The 15,848-nt window shown below is 70.0% G+C and carries 17 protein-coding genes and 1 tRNA gene; 9 read left to right on the top strand and 9 right to left on the bottom strand.

Annotation, left to right across the window (positions count from 1 at the left end):
- Nucleotides 1-101: 101 nt before the first annotated feature.
- Nucleotides 102-1,682, top strand: coding sequence for an alpha/beta hydrolase (locus ACFY2X_RS20010; protein ID WP_389939963.1), 1,581 nt, complete (start codon nt 102-104; stop codon nt 1,680-1,682).
- A 150-nt stretch (nt 1,683-1,832) separates the two neighbouring features.
- Here ACFY2X_RS20010 and ACFY2X_RS20005 read toward each other — a convergent pair whose 3' ends face one another.
- From ACFY2X_RS20005 to ACFY2X_RS19995, 3 genes are read right to left on the bottom strand one after another with little or no spacing between them, the layout of a single operon-like run.
- Nucleotides 1,833-2,300: a hypothetical protein gene (locus ACFY2X_RS20005; protein ID WP_389939962.1), complete on the bottom strand. Its 468-nt coding sequence runs from the start codon at nt 2,298-2,300 to the stop codon at nt 1,833-1,835.
- Nucleotides 2,297-3,760: an ATP-binding protein gene (locus ACFY2X_RS20000; RefSeq protein WP_389939961.1), complete on the bottom strand. Its 1,464-nt coding sequence runs from the start codon at nt 3,758-3,760 to the stop codon at nt 2,297-2,299. Before ACFY2X_RS20000 ends, ACFY2X_RS20005 begins: the two co-directional genes overlap by 4 nt.
- Entirely contained in the window at nt 3,757-4,431 is a 675-nt protein-coding gene (locus ACFY2X_RS19995; protein ID WP_389939960.1) for a response regulator, read from the bottom strand. Before ACFY2X_RS19995 ends, ACFY2X_RS20000 begins: the two co-directional genes overlap by 4 nt.
- Nucleotides 4,432-4,533: 102 nt before the next feature.
- Here ACFY2X_RS19995 and ACFY2X_RS19990 point away from each other — a divergent pair, with 102 nt between their 5' ends.
- Entirely contained in the window at nt 4,534-6,255 is a 1,722-nt protein-coding gene (locus tag ACFY2X_RS19990; protein ID WP_389939959.1) for a hypothetical protein, read from the top strand.
- Here the strand turns inward: ACFY2X_RS19990 and ACFY2X_RS19985 are convergent.
- On the bottom strand, nt 6,252-6,749 hold the full coding sequence (locus ACFY2X_RS19985) for a DUF523 domain-containing protein (protein ID WP_389939958.1): 498 nt from the start codon (nt 6,747-6,749) through the stop codon (nt 6,252-6,254). The two genes, ACFY2X_RS19990 and ACFY2X_RS19985, sit on opposite strands and share 4 nt — an antisense overlap.
- 86 nt (nt 6,750-6,835) lie before the next feature.
- Here ACFY2X_RS19985 and ACFY2X_RS19980 point away from each other — a divergent pair, with 86 nt between their 5' ends.
- The 6 genes from ACFY2X_RS19980 (at nt 6,836) to ACFY2X_RS19955 (ending at nt 10,843) form a co-directional block, all read left to right on the top strand.
- Nucleotides 6,836-7,198, top strand: a complete 363-nt coding sequence (locus ACFY2X_RS19980) for a hypothetical protein (RefSeq protein ID WP_389939957.1) — start codon at nt 6,836-6,838, stop codon at nt 7,196-7,198.
- The gene (locus ACFY2X_RS19975) at nt 7,195-7,575 is read left to right on the top strand and encodes a hypothetical protein (protein ID WP_389939956.1); all 381 of its coding nucleotides are present in this window, start codon (nt 7,195-7,197) and stop codon (nt 7,573-7,575) included. Before ACFY2X_RS19980 ends, ACFY2X_RS19975 begins: the two co-directional genes overlap by 4 nt.
- A gap of 294 nt (nt 7,576-7,869) precedes the next feature.
- Nucleotides 7,870-8,247, top strand: a complete 378-nt coding sequence (locus ACFY2X_RS19970) for a hypothetical protein (protein WP_389939955.1) — start codon at nt 7,870-7,872, stop codon at nt 8,245-8,247.
- Nucleotides 8,248-8,426: 179 nt separating this feature from the next.
- Nucleotides 8,427-9,656: a CynX/NimT family MFS transporter gene (locus ACFY2X_RS19965; RefSeq protein ID WP_389939954.1), complete on the top strand. Its 1,230-nt coding sequence runs from the start codon at nt 8,427-8,429 to the stop codon at nt 9,654-9,656.
- Nucleotides 9,657-9,722: 66 nt separating this feature from the next.
- Nucleotides 9,723-10,565 carry a metal-dependent hydrolase gene (locus ACFY2X_RS19960; protein ID WP_389939953.1) on the top strand — a complete coding sequence of 281 codons (843 nt, stop codon included), beginning with the start codon at nt 9,723-9,725 and terminating at the stop codon, nt 10,563-10,565.
- 205 nt (nt 10,566-10,770) lie between these two features.
- Nucleotides 10,771-10,843 (top strand) — tRNA-Ala (locus ACFY2X_RS19955).
- Nucleotides 10,844-11,273: 430 nt separating this feature from the next.
- Here ACFY2X_RS19955 and ACFY2X_RS19950 read toward each other — a convergent pair.
- On the bottom strand, nt 11,274-11,741 hold the full coding sequence (locus ACFY2X_RS19950; RefSeq protein WP_389939952.1) for a MarR family transcriptional regulator: 468 nt from the start codon (nt 11,739-11,741) through the stop codon (nt 11,274-11,276).
- 70 nt (nt 11,742-11,811) lie between these two features.
- Between ACFY2X_RS19950 and ACFY2X_RS19945 the strand changes: the two genes are divergently transcribed.
- Nucleotides 11,812-12,435, top strand: coding sequence for a hypothetical protein (locus ACFY2X_RS19945; protein WP_389939951.1), 624 nt, complete (start codon nt 11,812-11,814; stop codon nt 12,433-12,435).
- A gap of 409 nt (nt 12,436-12,844) precedes the next feature.
- Here ACFY2X_RS19945 and ACFY2X_RS19940 read toward each other — a convergent pair whose 3' ends face one another.
- The 4 genes from ACFY2X_RS19940 to ACFY2X_RS19925 all read right to left on the bottom strand — a co-directional run bounded on the left by ACFY2X_RS19940 (nt 12,845) and on the right by ACFY2X_RS19925 (nt 15,818).
- Entirely contained in the window at nt 12,845-13,300 is a 456-nt protein-coding gene (locus ACFY2X_RS19940) for a VOC family protein (RefSeq protein WP_389939950.1), read from the bottom strand.
- A 92-nt stretch (nt 13,301-13,392) separates the two neighbouring features.
- Entirely contained in the window at nt 13,393-13,593 is a 201-nt protein-coding gene (locus tag ACFY2X_RS19935) for a LysR substrate-binding domain-containing protein (protein ID WP_389939949.1), read from the bottom strand.
- A 366-nt stretch (nt 13,594-13,959) separates the two neighbouring features.
- A complete protein-coding gene (menC, locus tag ACFY2X_RS19930) occupies nt 13,960-15,069 on the bottom strand; it encodes an o-succinylbenzoate synthase (protein WP_389939948.1) in 1,110 nt (369 codons plus the stop codon).
- Nucleotides 15,066-15,818, bottom strand: a complete 753-nt coding sequence (locus ACFY2X_RS19925) for a GNAT family N-acetyltransferase (protein WP_389940012.1) — start codon at nt 15,816-15,818, stop codon at nt 15,066-15,068. The genes menC and ACFY2X_RS19925 overlap by 4 nt, the downstream gene beginning before the upstream one ends.
- Nucleotides 15,819-15,848 lie beyond the last annotated feature (30 nt).

Below are 15,848 nucleotides of genomic sequence, written 5' to 3'. Positions count from 1 at the left end.
GACGGTGCGGCCCGCGATCCCCGCGGATCGTTCAGGGCGCCGAGAAGCCGCCCGTGCGCCGCGATCAGTCATGTCCGAGACAGTTACGAGAGGGAAATCCGATGCGTGGACGAAGGATGGCCGTGGCCGGAGCCGCGGTGGCGGCGCTTGCGGGCACCGCCGTACTCGGCGTGCCGCCGGCGGCCGGGACGACCTGGGCAGACGCCGGCGGTCACGTCCCGGACGGCGGACCGGCCCGGTTCCGGCAGCAGAAGATCGACTGGCATCGCTGCCAGACCGGCCCGGACGACACGACCGGCAAAGAGCTGGACGAGGCGAACGCCCAGTGCGCCGAGGTCACCGTGCCACTGGATTACAGCCGTCCGGGCGGGCGGACCGTCAAGGTCGCGATGTCACGGCTGAAAGCCACCGATCCCGGACGCAGGCGGGGGGCCCTGCTGTACAACCCCGGTGGTCCCGGTGTTCCCGCGATGTATCTCACGCTCCAGGTCAAGCGGGCCGCGCCCGAGGTCGCGGCCCGCTACGACCTGATCGGGATGGACCCTCGGTTCGTCGGGCGCAGCACCCCCCTGAACTGCGGGTGGCCCAGCGTCGCCGTCGGCTCCGCAGGCCCGGACCGGCGCACCTTCGAGCAGAGCGCGGCCCTGGCCAAGGATCTGGCGTCTCGCTGCGCGGCCCACCGGGATGTGCTGCCCCACGCCTCCACCCGCAACACCGCCCGCGACATGGACGTGATCAGGGCCGCCCTCGGCGAGCCGAAGCTGTCCTACCTCGGCTCGTCGTACGGCACCTACCTGGGCGAGGTCTACCTGCAGCTGTTCCCCCGCCGCGCCGACCGGGTCGTGCTCGACAGCGCCCTGAACCCCGACCTGTTCGGCCCCGACCTGACAAGCACGCAGGGGCCGGCCGTGGCCGCGGCCCTGGAGCACTGGGCGGCCTGGGCGGCCCGCCATCACGACCGCTACCGCCTGGGTTCCACCACCGCCCAGGTCCTGGCCGCCGTGAACCGGATCAACCAGACCGTCAACCGCGGCCCGATCAAGGTCGGCGGCCACGAGGTCGACAGCCGCGTGCTGCCCCAGCTCCTGTGGAACGTCACCGCGGGGGACAGCGACGAGACCTACGCCAGCTTCGCCGCCGACGTCCGGGTTCTGAGCGACGCCGCCCGCGGCGTCAAGGTCACCCCCACCCCGGTCCTGGAGCAGGTTCTCACCGGCCTGTCCGCTCCGGACGCGGATGGAACCGCCAGCGTCCAGACCGCGATCCAGTGCGCGGACCGGGCCGCGTCCCGCGACTCCGAGGCCTACTACCGCGACATCCAGGCCCACCGCGCCGACGAGCCCGTGTTCGGCCCGCTGACCCGCAATCTCACCCCCTGCTCGTTCTGGCCGGCCGATCCCGCCGAGCCTCCCACCCGGGTCCGCAACAACGTCCCGGTCCTGATGGTGGGTGCCACCGGCGACCCGGCGGCCGTCTACCCGGGCCAGCAGGCTGCGCACCGGGCCCTGGCCGGCTCCCACCTGGTCACCCTGCGCGGAGCCTTCCGCCACACCGTGTACGGGGGACTCTTCGCCCCTCGGAACGCCTGCATCGACGACGTCGTCAACCGCTATCTGACCGACGGCGTCATGCCCGCCCGCGACACCGCCTGCCCTGGCACTCCGCCCGCCGGCAAGGGCTGACACGCCTCGGACGCGACCGAGAATCCTTCATGACCAGAGGTCAACGGGCTTCGGCGCTTCGCCGGGCACAGGCCACCCGCCAGGGGGTCCCGTCCCGGCGGGGCATCCCCGCCGAGGGGCCTTCGCCCCGTGGACGGGCCGCGCCGCCGGTCAGGACGCGAGGTCCTTGCACGTGTGGAATTCCACTTTGTCTCCCGCCCAGTTGGTCACCTTGACGCGCTTGATGCCGGGGATGGCGTCGGCGGTGCACACCAGCTGGAGGAGCGCCAGCCCTTTCGCTGGTTGCTCCCTTGTCAGGGTCATCATGTCGTCGCCTTCACGGGTGATCTCAAGAGTGACATAGGAGTCAGTCCCGATAGGAGAGGTGACACCGCTCTCCCGCTCGGCCGTGGACGGTCCGTCGAGCAACTGCTGCATGGCGAGATCCCGAACGTTGGGCAGGCCGGGGCGGGTGACCTTGACCAACTTGTCATCCTTCACGAAGAACACGACGTTGGTCCGGGACGATGCCTGCGCCACGGGCGGATCTCCCGCGGTGATGGTGTCCGTCGGCTGGATGCCGCACCCCGCCGCGAGCGTGATCAGCGCGATCAGGCAGCTCATCGGGTGCCGTCTCATTCCTGTCCTTCCAGGGGGAGCCACACGGTGAACACGGTTCCTCCGGAGAGGGGGTTCGCGGCGGTGACCGTGCCGCCGTGCAGCTCGGCGTTGGCACGGGCGATGGAGAGTCCCAGCCCGCTGCCCTCGCTGCTGGCACGGGCCCGGTCCAGTTTGACCAGACGGTCGAACACCAGCGGCAGCAGCCACGTGGGGATGCCGGGCCCGTGATCGGTCACGGTCAACGTCATACCGGGCACTCCCTCCACGGTCTCGGGTTCCCAGCGCACCCGCACCGGTGGCGCGCCGTGCCGTAGCGCGTTCCCGACGAGGTTGGCGAGGATCACGTCGAACCGCCGGGGGTCGAGCCGCGCCATCAGATCGTCGGCCCCCTCCACCTCGACCTGGCCGGTCCAGCCCCGCGCCGCCAGGCACGCCGCGACCGCCTCGGCCACCTTGACGTCGTCCGGGACCAGGGTCGCGGTCCCGGAGTCGTGGCGGCTGATCTCGATCAGATGCTCCACGAGGTTGCGCAGGCGCCAGATTCCTTCGGTGACGAGAGATCCCGCCCTGTCGCGGTCGGCGGCGGAGATGTTTTCGTCGGCGAGGGTGTCGGCGAGCGCCGTCACCGCGGTGAGCGGGGTGCGCAGTTCGTGGGAGACGTCCGCCACGAACCTCCGGGAGGAGGCCTCCATGGCACGCAGTTCGGCGATGCTGTCCTCCAGTGCCCCGGCCGTCCGGTTGAACGTCCGTGCGAGGTCGGCCAGTTCGTCGTCGCCGACCACGTCGGCGCGGGTGTCGAGCTGCCCGTCGCCGAGGTCGCGTGCGGCCCGGCCGAGCCTGCGCACGGGCTCCAGCACCCGTCTTGCCGCGAAAAGGGCGATGACGACGGCGACGGCGAGCGTCACCGCGTTCGCGACCACCAGCGCCGTGGTGAGCGTGCTCAGGTCCGCGGCCTCACGGCTCAGGCTCACGATCACGAAGCCCATGATCGGGGTGGTGCGAAACGCGCCTTGGTCGCTCTGGGCGTACACTTGGGCGCCGACCAGCAGGTACGGCGCGCCGCGATGCTCCACGCGCCGGTAGACGGTGTTGTTCCTGGCGGCCGTCGCGAAGTCGCGGGGGATCTCCACGCCGTAGCGGACATCTATGTCGGGAAAGAAGCGAACGTTGTTATCCCGGACCTCCGCCAGCTTGACGTCGTGGCGGCCCTGGACGCTCAGCACCGACTTCAGCTGCGACGCGAACTCCACGGCGGCACGGCTGCCGAAGTCGTAGTCGAACCGCGGCATGTCAGGGGGGATGGACTGGCCGAGGGCGTTCTTGAAGTCCTCGATCGCGTTCGTCTGGACGCGTTCCATGATGGACCGCTGGAGGAGGTAGTAGGCGATGCCCGAGGCCGTCAGCGACGACAGCACGGCCACCAGCACGAACCCGGTGATCAGCCGCAGGCGCAGGCCTGCCCGCCGTACGGTGATCATGGAGTGGTGAACCGGTAGCCGAAGCCGCGAACGGTCTCGATGTAGCCGGGTCGTGACGGTTCGTCGTCGATCTTCGCCCTGATGCGCTGGACGCACGCGTCGACGAGCCGCGAGTCCCCGGGATAGGTGAGCTCCCACACCTCGCCGAGGAGCTGCTGGCGGGTCATGGCCATGCCGGGGCGCCGGGTGAGGGCCAGCAGCAGGCGCAGCTCAGTGGGGGTGAGCCGCAGATCCTGCCCGTTGCGGGTCACCTTCAGCGCCCCCCTGTCGACGACCAGGTCCCCGTAGGTCGACACGTCGCCGTGGGTGGTCTCCACCCGCCGCAGCACGGCTCGGATCCGGGCGTCGAGGACACGCGGTTCGATCGGCTTGATGACGTAGTCGTCCGCGCCCGCCTCCAGGCCCAGGACCACGTCGAGATCATCGCCGCGCGCGGTGAGCAGGATGACCGGCAGGGTGTCGGCGCGCCGGATCCTGCGGCAGACCTCGATCCCGTCGATTCCGGGCAGCATGACGTCGAGGACCGCGATCTCGGGACGCCGCGCGCGGATGCATTCAAGCCCTTCTTCGCCGGTGGCGCGCGCGGTCACGTTGTGCCCCTGGCGGGAGAGGGCGAATTCCACGGACGCCCGGACGAGGGGATCGTCTTCGACGAACACGATGCTGGCCATTCGGTCATTGTTGTCGCCATCCCAATGTGGACGGCCGAAATGTCATGAATCCAAGACATTTCAATCATGGTTCGGTCGAAACCCCGCCCGAGTCTCTCCTCCATGACACTCACGACCACGCGACCGACGCCGCCCGGTGCCGAGACAGTTCAGAAGGCCCCGGCCTCCCGGATCGGGTGGGTGCTGGCCGCCGGATGGGTCGTCCATCTCCTCCTGCGACTCTGGCTGGCCCGGTGGCGGACCGGGCCCGTGGCGAACCCCGATGAGACCGGATATCTGCTGGCGGCCCGATGGCTGGCCGGCGGAGCGGGGGGAGACATGTCGGGAAGCACCTTTTACCAGGGCGGATATCCGCTGCTACTGACCCCTGCCTTCTGGTTCACCCATGACCCCGCGCTGGCCTACCGCCTCGTCGTCGGGGTCGGCGCGGTGGTGGGCGCCGCGCTCTTCCCACTCGGTTATCTGGCCCTGCGCCGCCTCGGCTCCGGCTCGGGCGCGACCTGCGCGCTGGCCTTCGTGGCGACGCTGCTGCCGGCGACGGTGTTCTTCGGGCAGTTCGCGCTGGCCGACGCCGTCCTGCCGACGCTGGTCCTGGCCTGGCTTCTCGCCCTGGACGCCTTCGTGCGATCGGGGGCCGCGGCGAGCGGTGTCCTGGCGAGCGTCCTGGCCGGGTACGGCTTCGCGGTTCATCTGCGGGGCACGGTGATCTTCGTTGTCCATCTGGCGATGTCGGTGCTCCTGGTGGCCGGCCGGAAGGTGCCCCGCAAGGCCGGGCTCGTGGCCGTGGCCGTCGCGGTCATGACGGGAACGGCCGGATACGTGCTCAACGCCGAACTGCAGGCGGCCCTTTACCCCGACGGGATACGTGACCTGACCGGTCTGCTGCGGACCCGGGTGACCAGCTTCGACGGTCAGCTGCGGGCGCTCAGCGGGGCCCTCGGCCAGCTGTGGTACCTGGTCGTGAGCACCTGGGGGCTGGCCGGGGCGGGCCTGGCGGCGGGGGTCGCCGCCGTGGTGCGGCGCCGGGCCCCGCTGAGGCTCCGGGTCGCCGCGACGGCCCTCCTGGTCACCACCGCCGGAATCGCCTACGCCTCCTCGGCCGCGCTGCCGGACGAGCAGCGAGTGGGCAACTACGTCTACGGGCGCTACCTGGCCTGCGTGGCGATCGCCTGGGCGCTGGCGGGCCTCGCCGTACTGGCCCGGACGTCCGGGAAGACGGCGGCACGCCACGCCCTCGCCTCCGCCGTGCTTCTGGCCGTCACCGGGACCGCGGCCGCGCTGTACGCCGGGGACCGGATCCGGCGCTACAACTTCGTCGCCTTCGACTTTCCGGAAACCTCGTTCCTGACCGGGAGATACGACGCGCTGAACATGATGGGCGCGTCGGCCGCGGCCGCCGGCCTGCTCGCCTGTTTCGCCGTGTCCGTGCTGTCCCGGTTTCGCGTCCCGCTGCTGAGCGCGGCCCTCGCCGTGGTGAACGTGCTTTTCGCCGCTGTCCTCGCCGGGCAGAGCTCCACGCCCACGGGAGGAGGCTGGATTCCCCCGCTGCACGGGGGCGGTGTGGCCGTGGAACGCGGAGTGGACTGGAGAGCGCGGATTTCCCTGGCGTATCACGTCTGGTGGACGGAGATCAGGCGGTTCGACGTGACCCGCGAGTCCCCGCCGCCCGGGACGTGCACGGTGGTCGTCCCGTGGCCGGACGGACGGGAGGCCACGGAGTCCTGGCCGTCGCGCCCGCAGGGCTGGGTCATGGCGGGAAGCGGCAGGCCGCCCAGGGGGTGGGTCGCCTGGAGCGACCCCGCCTGCGCCGGTCGCGCTCCCTAGCCCTCTTCGAGCTCGCGTAGCCGCACTCCGGCATCGGCGATGTGATCCTCGTCGAACACCGCGATGCCGTGCAGTTCGAGCAGGGCGGTGGTGACGCCGATGCCGGGCATGCGACGGCCGCGGAAGGTGCCGTCGTAGATGGTCAGGCTTCCGCAGGAGGGGCTGCCCTCCTTCAGGATCGCCACATTGACGCCGAAGGAACGGGCGGTGGCGAGCGCCGACTGGGCCCCCGCGAGGAAGGCGTTCGTGACGTCGCTCCCGTCGGCGGCCAGGACCCGGGCGGCTCCCGCGAGCACAGCCGAGCCCCCGGCGCCACCCTCGATCTCGGCGGCCGGGCGGGGGATGGGCAACCCGCCCTCGACTTCCGGGCAGAACGGGACGAGTCGCCCCTCCTCCCGCCAGGTGGCCAGCAGCGCGTCGCCGCTCGTCTTGGCGGCTCCGTCGTAACGGACCTTGCGTCCCATCAAGCAGGCACTGACCAGAACTCTCTCCACCCGTTCAGCCTATGCGCGGTGGAGGGGAGGGCGAGTGGGCCGGGCAGTACGCTACTGGTCATGTCCGCCGCCCCTGTGATGCTCCGATGATCGGCCCGCTCGCGACCGGCCTGATCACGCTGTCGTTGGTGATCGTTCTGATCGCCGTCGTGACCGCCGTGCGAAACCGGGCGATGGGAACCGTCCTGCTCGTCGCGCTCGGGGTGCTGGAGCTCGGACTGCTCGTCCAGGCGGGGTTCGTGATCGCCGGGATGATCCGAGGTGAGGGGCCGGACGAGACGGCCACCCTCATCGGTTATCTCGCAGGCACCCTGGTGATCCCGCCGGCCGCGGCGTTCCTCGGGCTCGCCGAGCGCTCGCGCTGGGGGGCGGTCGTGATCGCGGTGGGGAGCTTCGCCGTCTGCGTCATGGTCGGGCGGCTGCTGCAGATCTGGCAGGGAACGGCATGAGCGAGCCGGCGATCGGCACGGGGCCGGGACGCGCGTTGGTCGCGGTCTACGGGGTGTTCGCCCTCGCCGCCGGGTCGCGCGCGGCCGTGCAGATCGCGACCCGGTTCGGGGAGGCCCCGCTGGCCTATTCGCTGTCGGCGTTCGCCGCGGCGGTCTACATCGTGCTCACCGTGGCGCTGGCTCGGGGCGATCGGCGGCTGGCGCTGGCCGCCTGCGGCATCGAGCTGGCCGGGGTGCTCGTCATCGGCACGCTGAGCATGGTGGACCCCGAGGCCTTCCCGCGAGCCACGGTCTGGTCCGGCTACGGCAGCGGCTACGTGTTCATTCCGCTCGTCCTGCCGGTTCTGGGCCTTTACTGGCTTTTGCGGCGCAGATAGTTAGGCCCGGAGCGCATCGGGCAGCTCTGCCCCCGAACCCGCAGAGGGAGGCAGAGCTGTGAGCACGATCGAACATCCGTCGATGTGAACGTCCTGACCCGGACGGCGTACAACCAGTGGACCCAGTTCGAGAGCTTTCCCGAATTCGTGACTCCTCCGCTCCCTGAAGAGAGCAGCTTCTCGCTTCCCTCGGAAGAGGTAGGCGACGGCCAAGCCCTGACCGTTTCGAACAGAGAAACCGTAGCAGGGAAGCGATTCCCCCGCCGGGTAAACCCGGCAGTCCCCTCACTAGGCATGATGGTGGGTGCCCCAGAAGGCTTCGTCGAGACGGTCGGTGACTGGCTGCAGATGGTCCGCCTGCGAGTCCGCGGTGACCTGGAACGTTTCAAGGCGTTCATCGAGGCGCGCGGCGGCGAGACCGGCGGCTGGCGCGGAGACGTGCCCGGTCCGCAAGATCGCGGGACGGGGACAGGCCACGGCGGCCTGGACCCGGACGCGGGACATCTCGGCGGCACGGGACGGGCCGGCTTCGACGAGCCGGCGCCTCCGCGCACCGTCGGGCAGGAATATCCGCCGGAGTCCCCGCTGCCCCCGCCCGGCAGCGGCCCGCTTCCGCCGGTCGGCCGGCGCCCCGGCGAGGAACCGCCGCCCGCCCCGGGACCGCTCGTCTGACACCCGCGGCTGTAGCCGCAAGAAACCAGGTCACGCCCTGTAAGTGGAAGCGTGGCCTGGTTTTCACCTTGTCAGGGGTTCGCTGAGACAGGAACAAAGGAAGCTTTCGCTCCTGTTAAAGTTGAGTCAGCCAATCATCCCATGATTGGACGAAGCAACCGAGGAGGATTGAACCCCGCATGAGCGTGCTAACCCAAGAGACACGGGGCCGCACTGGTGGATCGACCGGGCCCCTGGCCTGGCTGCTCGTGCTGGGAATCGTTCTCGCCGCGGTGAACCTGCGCACCGCGGTGACCAGCGTGGGACCGGTCCTCGATCGCATCTCCTCCGGACTGGGCATGTCCGGGGTCGGGGTCGGACTCCTCACCACGCTTCCCGTGCTCATCTTCGCTTCGGTCGGCGCGGTGACGCCCGCGCTGGCCAGGAAAGTGGGTGAGCACCGGTTGCTGCTGCTCGCCCTGATCACCCTCGGCAGCGGCCTGCTGACCCGAGCGATGGTGGACTCGGCGGAGGTTTTCCTGCTCAGCAGCGCCCTGGCGCTGTCGGGCGGTGCCGTGGGCAACGTGCTCATCCCCACGCTGATCAAGCGTCACTTCCCGGGCCGGGCCGGGACCATGACCACCGTCTACACCACCGCCCTCGCGGTGGGCACGATGCTCGCGGCCGCCGCGACCGTGCCCATCGAGCGGGCCGCCGACGGCAACTGGCACGTTGCCCTCGGGGTGTGGGCGGCGTTGGCCGCCGTCGCCGCCATTCCGTGGCTTGCGCTGTCGCGCAGTGAGCCGGAGCGGGACGCGGACAGCAGGGCGCTCGGAACCCGAGCCCTGGTCCGGAGCAAGCTGGCGTGGTCGGTCGCCGTCTACTTCGGCACGCAGAGCATGGTGGCCTACATCATGTTCGGCTTCCTGCCCAAGATTCTCACCGACGGTGGTTACACCCCCGGACAGGCCGGGCTGGTGCTGGGCGTTTTCACCGCGATCGGCATCCCGGTCTCGATGGTCGTGCCCTGGGTCGCTTCGAAGTTCTCCGACCAGCGGCCCGTGGTGGCGGCGTTCGTGGCCTTCTACGTGGCCGGCTTCCTCGGCCTCTGGCTGGCTCCGGCCGCCGTGGCCTGGGCGTTCGCGATCCTGGTCGGCATCGGGATGGGGTCCTTCCCGCTCGCGCTCACCATGCTCGCGCTGCGTACTCGCACCCCGGAGGCCACCGCCGCGCTGTCCGCCTTCGGGCAGAGCGCGGGATACCTCATCGCGGGTGCCGGGCCCCTGATCGTCGGCGTGATGCACGAGTCGACCGGTGGCTGGACGCTGCCGTTCCTGCTCCTGTTCGCGGTGATCGGGGTGCAGTTCGCGACCGGCTGGTACGCGGGTCGCGCCCGTTACCTGGAGGACGAGCGGTCCCTCGCCGGCTGACACCTCGTTCTGGTACGGCTTGCGCCTCCTCGGGGGCGGTGCAAGCCGTACTGGCATGATGAGGGCATGGAAATCGGTGGATCGACACTTGTCAGCTATCCGGCAGGAGAGGTTCGAGGACGTTCGACGGTCGTGGGCACCGTTCCGGTGGGGGATCGGCACGGGACCATCGTGGCCGAGACCCCGTTCCATCCGCTGGACCACACCTGGCCCGACCAGCCCGCCGACGTGGGCACGATCGGCGGGCTGGACGTGGTCGACTGCGTGACCGGGGCCGTGGAGGACGGCGGGGAAACCGTCCACCTCGGTGAGGACATCCCGGTGCGCCGGGGCACCCCCGGCTGGAGCTGGCTGGTCGTCCACGTCACCGAGGCTCCGGTGCCGGACCGGGAGGTCGAGCTGGCGGTGAACGCGGAGAGCCGCCGAGCGCTGTCGGCCGGGCACACCGCCTGCCACCTCACCGCGCTCGCGCTCAACGCGGCGCTCGCCGGCCGCTGGCGCAAGGAGGTCCCCGCCGACGGGCTGGGTCACCCCGACTTCGACCAGACGGCCATCACCTCCTCGCGGATCCTGCCCGACGGCAGCAAAGACGTCTATCGCCTGGGCAAGTCCCTGCGCCGCAAGGGCTTCACCACCGAGGGGCTGGCGGAGGACCTGCCGGGGATCGCCCAGCGGGTCAACGAGCGGCTCAAGGAGTGGATCGCGGCCGACGTCCCGGTCTGGATCGACAGCCCGAGTCCCGAGCTGATCGCCCGCCGTACCTGGCACTGCGGCCTGCCCGAGGGAGAGGTCGCCATCCCCTGCGGTGGCACCCACCTGTCGCGCACCTCCCAGCTCGGCTCGGTCACCGCCACCCTGGAGCTGTCCGGCGACGGCTCCGAGCTGGTCATGCACACCGTCGTCGGCTAGGGGATCTCCCGCGCCTCCGTCCATGCCGTTCACCCCGCCCGGCGGGCTGCCCTGCCGGGCCGGTCGTGACATCCCGCAAAGCGTCCGGCGGCCATGAGGCCTATCACGGCACTTCCCGGCGTGACATGATCCGGGCGGGGACGATGCCCCGGCACGATGGCGCGCGGAGTGTCCGAAGTCGGCTAAGATTTCATCTGCATCGCAAGGGGCTATGGCGCAGCTGGTAGCGCGCCTCCATGGCATGGAGGAGGTCTGGGGTTCGAATCCCCATAGCTCCACAGAAGGGCCGTTCTTGAAACGGCTGGACTGAAGTCGACGGGATCCCGTCTGATCATCGAGATCAGGCGGGATCTTGTCGTTTCAGGGTTTCCGAATCGGGTTCCTCCTGGTTCGGGAGCTGCAGAGCAGGTGTCCGGGAAGGCCTGGGTGGTGTCAGGCCGCTGGTGGAGATCCACGTTCGCGTCGCTGGGTACGGCGATGTCAACCCTGCAACTCCACACTGTAAGTGGCGGAGCGCCGGCAGTCGCTACCGAGCGGAAGATCCATATGGCTCCGCAGTCCCGTCCATTGCCCTCCAGGGCGCCGCATCCCTCGACCGGGACGTTTCCGCCTCCCTTGATCACCCCCGTGCGGTGGCCCGCGGAGCGCCCCCACCGCATCGCGCCCCCACCTGTGGTCGGCGTGGGCCAGGGCTTCCCGACAAGACGATCAAGGGCGTGATCGTGCCCGGGCCAGGTGGCGTTCGTAGAGCTCGCGGTTGCGGCGCAGGAACCCGGCGAGGAGTTCCAGGTCGGCGCTGGTGTAGTCCTTCATGAGCGCGTCGCCTTCAATGACGAACGGTTCGTAGAGGCCCCAGGTCCGCTGCCGGGCGGAGTCGGTGATCTGGATGAGGGTCTTGCGGCGGTCGGTGGGGTCGGGAGAGCGGGTCAGATAGTCCAGCCGTTCCAGCCGGTCGAGCATGGTGGTGACGCTGCCGGTGGTCAGGCCGAGTTCGACGCCCAGGCGGCTGGGGGTCAGCGTGGTGTGCTGGGTGAGCAGCTCCAGGCAACGCAGGTCGGTGCGGTTGATGCCGAGCGATCGTGCCGCGGCCTCGTCGTAGGCGTCGACGGCCGCCTGCAGCGCTTGCATCTCCTCGCCGACCATGCGGCGGAGGTCTTCCCAAGAATCTCTTGACATTCAAGCCTCTCGACAATCAAGATGAATATGCCTTGAATATCAAGATACATGACAGCCGAGAGGAAGCGCTATGGCGACGCTCACCCACCCCACCTCCCGCAAGCCGATGCTGCTCGCCGCCCCACTGGCCGTGACCCTGGGAGCCCTCGGCGGCCTGGCAGCCGGCTCCGCCCCCATCGTGGGCATCGGCGCGGCCACCGGCCTGCTGTGGGCCGGCTTGGCCGCCCTGCTGGCCCGCCCCCTGCTCCGGCTGCGCGACACCCGGGCCGCCGACCTCCCTGCACTCACCGCGATGCTGGTTGTCACGCTCACCTTCGGCGCCGGGCTGGCCCAGCATGTGATGTACCCGACCCCCGAGGCATATCTCGGCCTGATGCAATCGCCCGCCTCCGGCGGCGCGACCGGACTGTACATGGTGCTCAACCCGCTGGTGGAGTGGCTGCTCATGCCTGCGGCCATGGCCCTGGCCTGGCACCGTCCCCGGCAGCGCCGGCTGCTGCTGGCCGCCGCCACCGTCTACTACCTGCAGCGCCTGACCACCTACCTGTACTTCGCGCCCACCGTACTCGGCTGGACGCAGGGTGCGACCCTTCCCGGGGTGGGCCTCTGGATCACCCTCGACATGGCCAGAATGGCCCTGGATCTGGCCGTCGTGACCATCCTGGCCGCGGCGATCATCACCCGCAAGCACTGATGGACGCTACGTCGAATCCGGGAAACGATCAACGTCATCTCGGGAAGCGATCTTCCAGCCTCTACTTCATCGCAAGTCAAGGCCACTCGTGAACACCCCACAGAGGACCGTTCTCAAGACGGCCTGAAGGTAATTGACGAGGTCCCGTCCGATCGGCTCGATCGGACGGGACCTCGTCGTTTCCCAGGTTGGCGTTGCCATCGGCGGGCTCGTCCGGGCGGGTGTGGCGGCCGTCAGGAAGGGTGCGGGCAGCGAACGAGGCAGTGATGCCGGCGGAGGTCAGTAGCGGAACCGACCGGTCACCGATCACTCCGTGGCCTCTGCGACAAGAACTCGCATGTTCGCTCCTTGGCCCCCGCGGTTCCCGCCGGGGACTGTCTCACGTACAGCAAGCAGTGGCTTGGCCGGTTCAGAGGTTCGCGGCCGACGCGGTCTCCTTCAACTCCTCCGCGTTCATGTCGGCGACCCGGCTGGTGAAGAACCAGGAGTGACCGAAGGGGTCCTCCAGTTCGACCTGAAGATCGCCATGGAACTGCATCTCCACCGGCCGGATGACGCGCGCTCCCGCAGCTATGGCCCGCTCGGCGAACGTCTCGATGTCCGGCACGAAGACCAGCAGGTTGACCGGTGTACCGCCGATCGTCTTCGGGCTGCGGAAGTGGTATTCGGGGTATTCGTCGCGCAGCATGAAGACCGCGTCACCAATCCGGAACTCGGCGTGTGCGATCTTGTCTCCCTGGCGTGGGATCTCGATGCTCACCTCCGCGCCGAAGGCCTTCTTGTAGAAGTCGATGGCCGCCTTGGCGTCGTGCACGTTGAGGTAGGGAACGCCGCCCTTGTACTCCTCGGGGATGGGGTTCGTCATGATGTTTTCCTTCGTCGTTGCCATGTCTCCATCCTCAGCAGCTCACCTACCTGCAACAACGACGAGATCCGAAACGATCGCCAACTCCTGGGTTAGCGATCGAGTTCCGCGCGGAGGAGCGTGATGAACGAACGCACCCTGCTGGTCTGGCCACCGACCGGCCAGACCGGCCCGTACTCGATCGGCGGCAGGTCGGAGATGGGCACGTAGACGATGTCCGGCCGGGCGTGATACCGCGTGGCCTGGTTGCCCACCACGGCCATCCCCGCGCCGCCGCTGACCAGCGTCAGCAATTCCTGCCGCGTGCCCTGGGCTTATGACGTCACCGCCGTGCCGGTGTTCCGCTTCAACCGCAAGCCCGCGCTCAACGGCGGCACCCTGTCGGAGGACATCCTGTACGGCCAGCTGGCCCTTCTCTAGATCGAAGGACCGCGTGCCGTAGCTCCCGGCGGGGAACGATCGCGTCGATCGCCTCCCACGCCTGATCCAGCCGCAGTTCCTCGCCGTACTCGGTGACCTCCAGCAGGGTTTCCACCGCACCACCTCCGGCCCCGGCGACACGAACGCGGTCTGCGCGGACGGGCCGGGGCTGTACAGCAGTGTCCCCGCCTACGCGGGCTGGATCCGGAAGACGATCGGCGGCTTCCGGGCGTGACGGGTCACATGACGCGCACGGGCGGGCCGACGGTGAACATCTCCAGGGCGTCCGGGTCCGGCGCGACGCCGATCCCGGGGCCCTCGGGCACCGTGATGGAGTCGCCCTCCAGCTCGACCGGGGTGGTGATGTCGCGCTCGTAGTAGCGGGCGGTCGCTGAGATGTCGCCCGGCAGCGTGAAGCCGGGCAGGCTGGCCAGCGCCAGGTTCGCCATCCGGCCCAGCCCGGTCTCCAGCATGCCGCCGCACCACACCGGAACGTCGCCCGCCTGGGCCAGGTCGTGGATGCGGCGGGCCTCCAGGTAGCCGCCGACCCTGCCAGGTTTGATGTTGATGATGGAGCAGGCGCGCGCTCTGATCGCGGCGGCGGCGGCGCGGGCCGAGGTGATCGACTCGTCCAGGCAGATCGGCGTCTCCATCTGGGCGGCGAGCTGGGCGTGCCCGTGCAGGTCGTCCGGATCGAAGGGCTGCTCCAGCAGCGTCAGACCGTAGGCGTCGAGGCGGGCCAGATGGCGGGCGTCGGCGGGGGCATAGGCGGTGTTGGCGTCGGCGGTCAGCATGAGCTCGGTGCCGAACGTCTCGCGAACCAGCCTGACCGGCTCCAGATCCCAGCCGGGCTCGATCTTGAGCTTGATCCGGGCGTAGCCTGCGCTGACGTGCCGGTCGACGGTGTCGAGCAAAGCGTCGAGGGTGGCGGCGATGCCCACCGACACGCCCACGCGGACGCTGCGCCGTACCCCTCCCAGATAGGCGGCGAGTGAAAGGCCGCGCGCCTTGAGTACGGCGTCCAGGACGGCCATCTCCACGGCGGCCTTGGCCATCGGATGGCCGCGCAGGTGCGCCAGCGCGGGCGCCACGCCGGCCGGATCGAGGTCGGGCACGGCGAACAGGCTCGGCAGGAGGAAACGCCGGATGATGTCGGCCGCTCCCTCCAGGTACTCCGGGCTGTAGGTGGGCTCGTCATCGGCCACGCACTCGCCCCAGCCCTCCTCTCCCTCGGCGCCGCGCACGCGCACCAGCAGCGCCCTGCGCACGGTCTGTGTGCCGAGCGAGGTGCGGAACGGCGTGAGCAGCGGCAGCGCGACCGTGCGCAGCTCGGCTTCGACGATCCTCATGCCGCACGCTCCAGCACGTACCAGCCGTCCCTGGTGAAGGCGGTGATCCGGTAGCCGTCGGCGAGCGCGCCGCCCAGCGCGGCCCGCTGCGCCGTCCGCCACCTCACGGCTTCCCCGGGGTGTTCGCGCCGCAGCCGCTCCGCGTCGGCGGGCGTGGCACAGCGCAGTACGGCGGCGCCGCCCGGCTCGTGCGCTGACCCGGTCTCGTCCAGGATCACCACGGCCGCCTCGCTCCCGCGTGGCGGGCTCGGGGCCGGGCCCGGGTTCACCGGCCAGTGCGCGAACAGCCGGTCGGAGGCGTCTCCGCCGTTGATGCCGTCGTTCATCGGCCCGTAGAAGTCGGGCACGTATCGCTCGGCCCGTGCGCCGAGCCTGGCCAGGTTGAAGAAGGCGTTGCGGCGCACGAGCGGGTCGAAGGTCCAGGAGATGGAGTTCAGGCCGCGCTCGGCGGCCCACCGGCGCTGGTGCGCCTTGATCGCCTGGCCGACCCCTCGGCCCCGCGCCTCGGGCGCCACGCCCACGATGTGGGAGTGCAGGCTGCCGCCCTCGGCCAGGAACCCGGATGCGGCGGCGACGAGCTCGCCGTCGAGGAAGGCGCCGCCGACGTAGCCGCCGGTGTGGTCAAGGGCGCACATGAGGTCGACGGCCAGCGGCGGGTCGTCGCCCGGCCTGGTGGCCCAGATGCGGCGCAGCAGCCGGTCGGCGGCCTGGAACTGGGAGGTGTCGTGGAGGATGCGGAGTTCGACCATGCTCACCAGCATTCCGCCGGGGCGTCGCCG

The organism is Streptosporangium sp. NPDC000396, from assembly GCF_042898655.1.
Classification (GTDB): domain Bacteria; phylum Actinomycetota; class Actinomycetes; order Streptosporangiales; family Streptosporangiaceae; genus Streptosporangium.
The sequence above is the reverse complement of the archived record's forward strand: the minus strand, read 5'-3'. Positions and strand labels throughout refer to the sequence as shown.

Excerpts from the sequence above, each read along its gene's own strand:
- ACFY2X_RS20010 (WP_389939963.1), top strand. The coding sequence starts at position 102 with ATGCGTGGACGAAGGATGGCCGTGGCCGGAGCCGCGGTGGCGGCGCTT.
- ACFY2X_RS20005 (WP_389939962.1), bottom strand. The coding sequence starts at position 2,300 with ATGAGACGGCACCCGATGAGCTGCCTGATCGCGCTGATCACGCTCGCG.
- ACFY2X_RS20000 (WP_389939961.1), bottom strand. The coding sequence starts at position 3,760 with ATGATCACCGTACGGCGGGCAGGCCTGCGCCTGCGGCTGATCACCGGG.
- ACFY2X_RS19995 (WP_389939960.1), bottom strand. The coding sequence starts at position 4,431 with ATGGCCAGCATCGTGTTCGTCGAAGACGATCCCCTCGTCCGGGCGTCC.
- ACFY2X_RS19990 (WP_389939959.1), top strand. The coding sequence starts at position 4,534 with ATGACACTCACGACCACGCGACCGACGCCGCCCGGTGCCGAGACAGTT.
- ACFY2X_RS19980 (WP_389939957.1), top strand. The coding sequence starts at position 6,836 with ATGATCGGCCCGCTCGCGACCGGCCTGATCACGCTGTCGTTGGTGATC.
- ACFY2X_RS19975 (WP_389939956.1), top strand. The coding sequence starts at position 7,195 with ATGAGCGAGCCGGCGATCGGCACGGGGCCGGGACGCGCGTTGGTCGCG.
- ACFY2X_RS19970 (WP_389939955.1), top strand. The coding sequence starts at position 7,870 with ATGATGGTGGGTGCCCCAGAAGGCTTCGTCGAGACGGTCGGTGACTGG.
- ACFY2X_RS19965 (WP_389939954.1), top strand. The coding sequence starts at position 8,427 with ATGAGCGTGCTAACCCAAGAGACACGGGGCCGCACTGGTGGATCGACC.
- ACFY2X_RS19960 (WP_389939953.1), top strand. The coding sequence starts at position 9,723 with ATGGAAATCGGTGGATCGACACTTGTCAGCTATCCGGCAGGAGAGGTT.
- ACFY2X_RS19950 (WP_389939952.1), bottom strand. The coding sequence starts at position 11,741 with ATGTCAAGAGATTCTTGGGAAGACCTCCGCCGCATGGTCGGCGAGGAG.
- ACFY2X_RS19945 (WP_389939951.1), top strand. The coding sequence starts at position 11,812 with ATGGCGACGCTCACCCACCCCACCTCCCGCAAGCCGATGCTGCTCGCC.
- ACFY2X_RS19940 (WP_389939950.1), bottom strand. The coding sequence starts at position 13,300 with ATGACGAACCCCATCCCCGAGGAGTACAAGGGCGGCGTTCCCTACCTC.
- menC (WP_389939948.1), bottom strand. The coding sequence starts at position 15,069 with ATGAGGATCGTCGAAGCCGAGCTGCGCACGGTCGCGCTGCCGCTGCTC.
- ACFY2X_RS19925 (WP_389940012.1), bottom strand. The coding sequence starts at position 15,818 with ATGGTCGAACTCCGCATCCTCCACGACACCTCCCAGTTCCAGGCCGCC.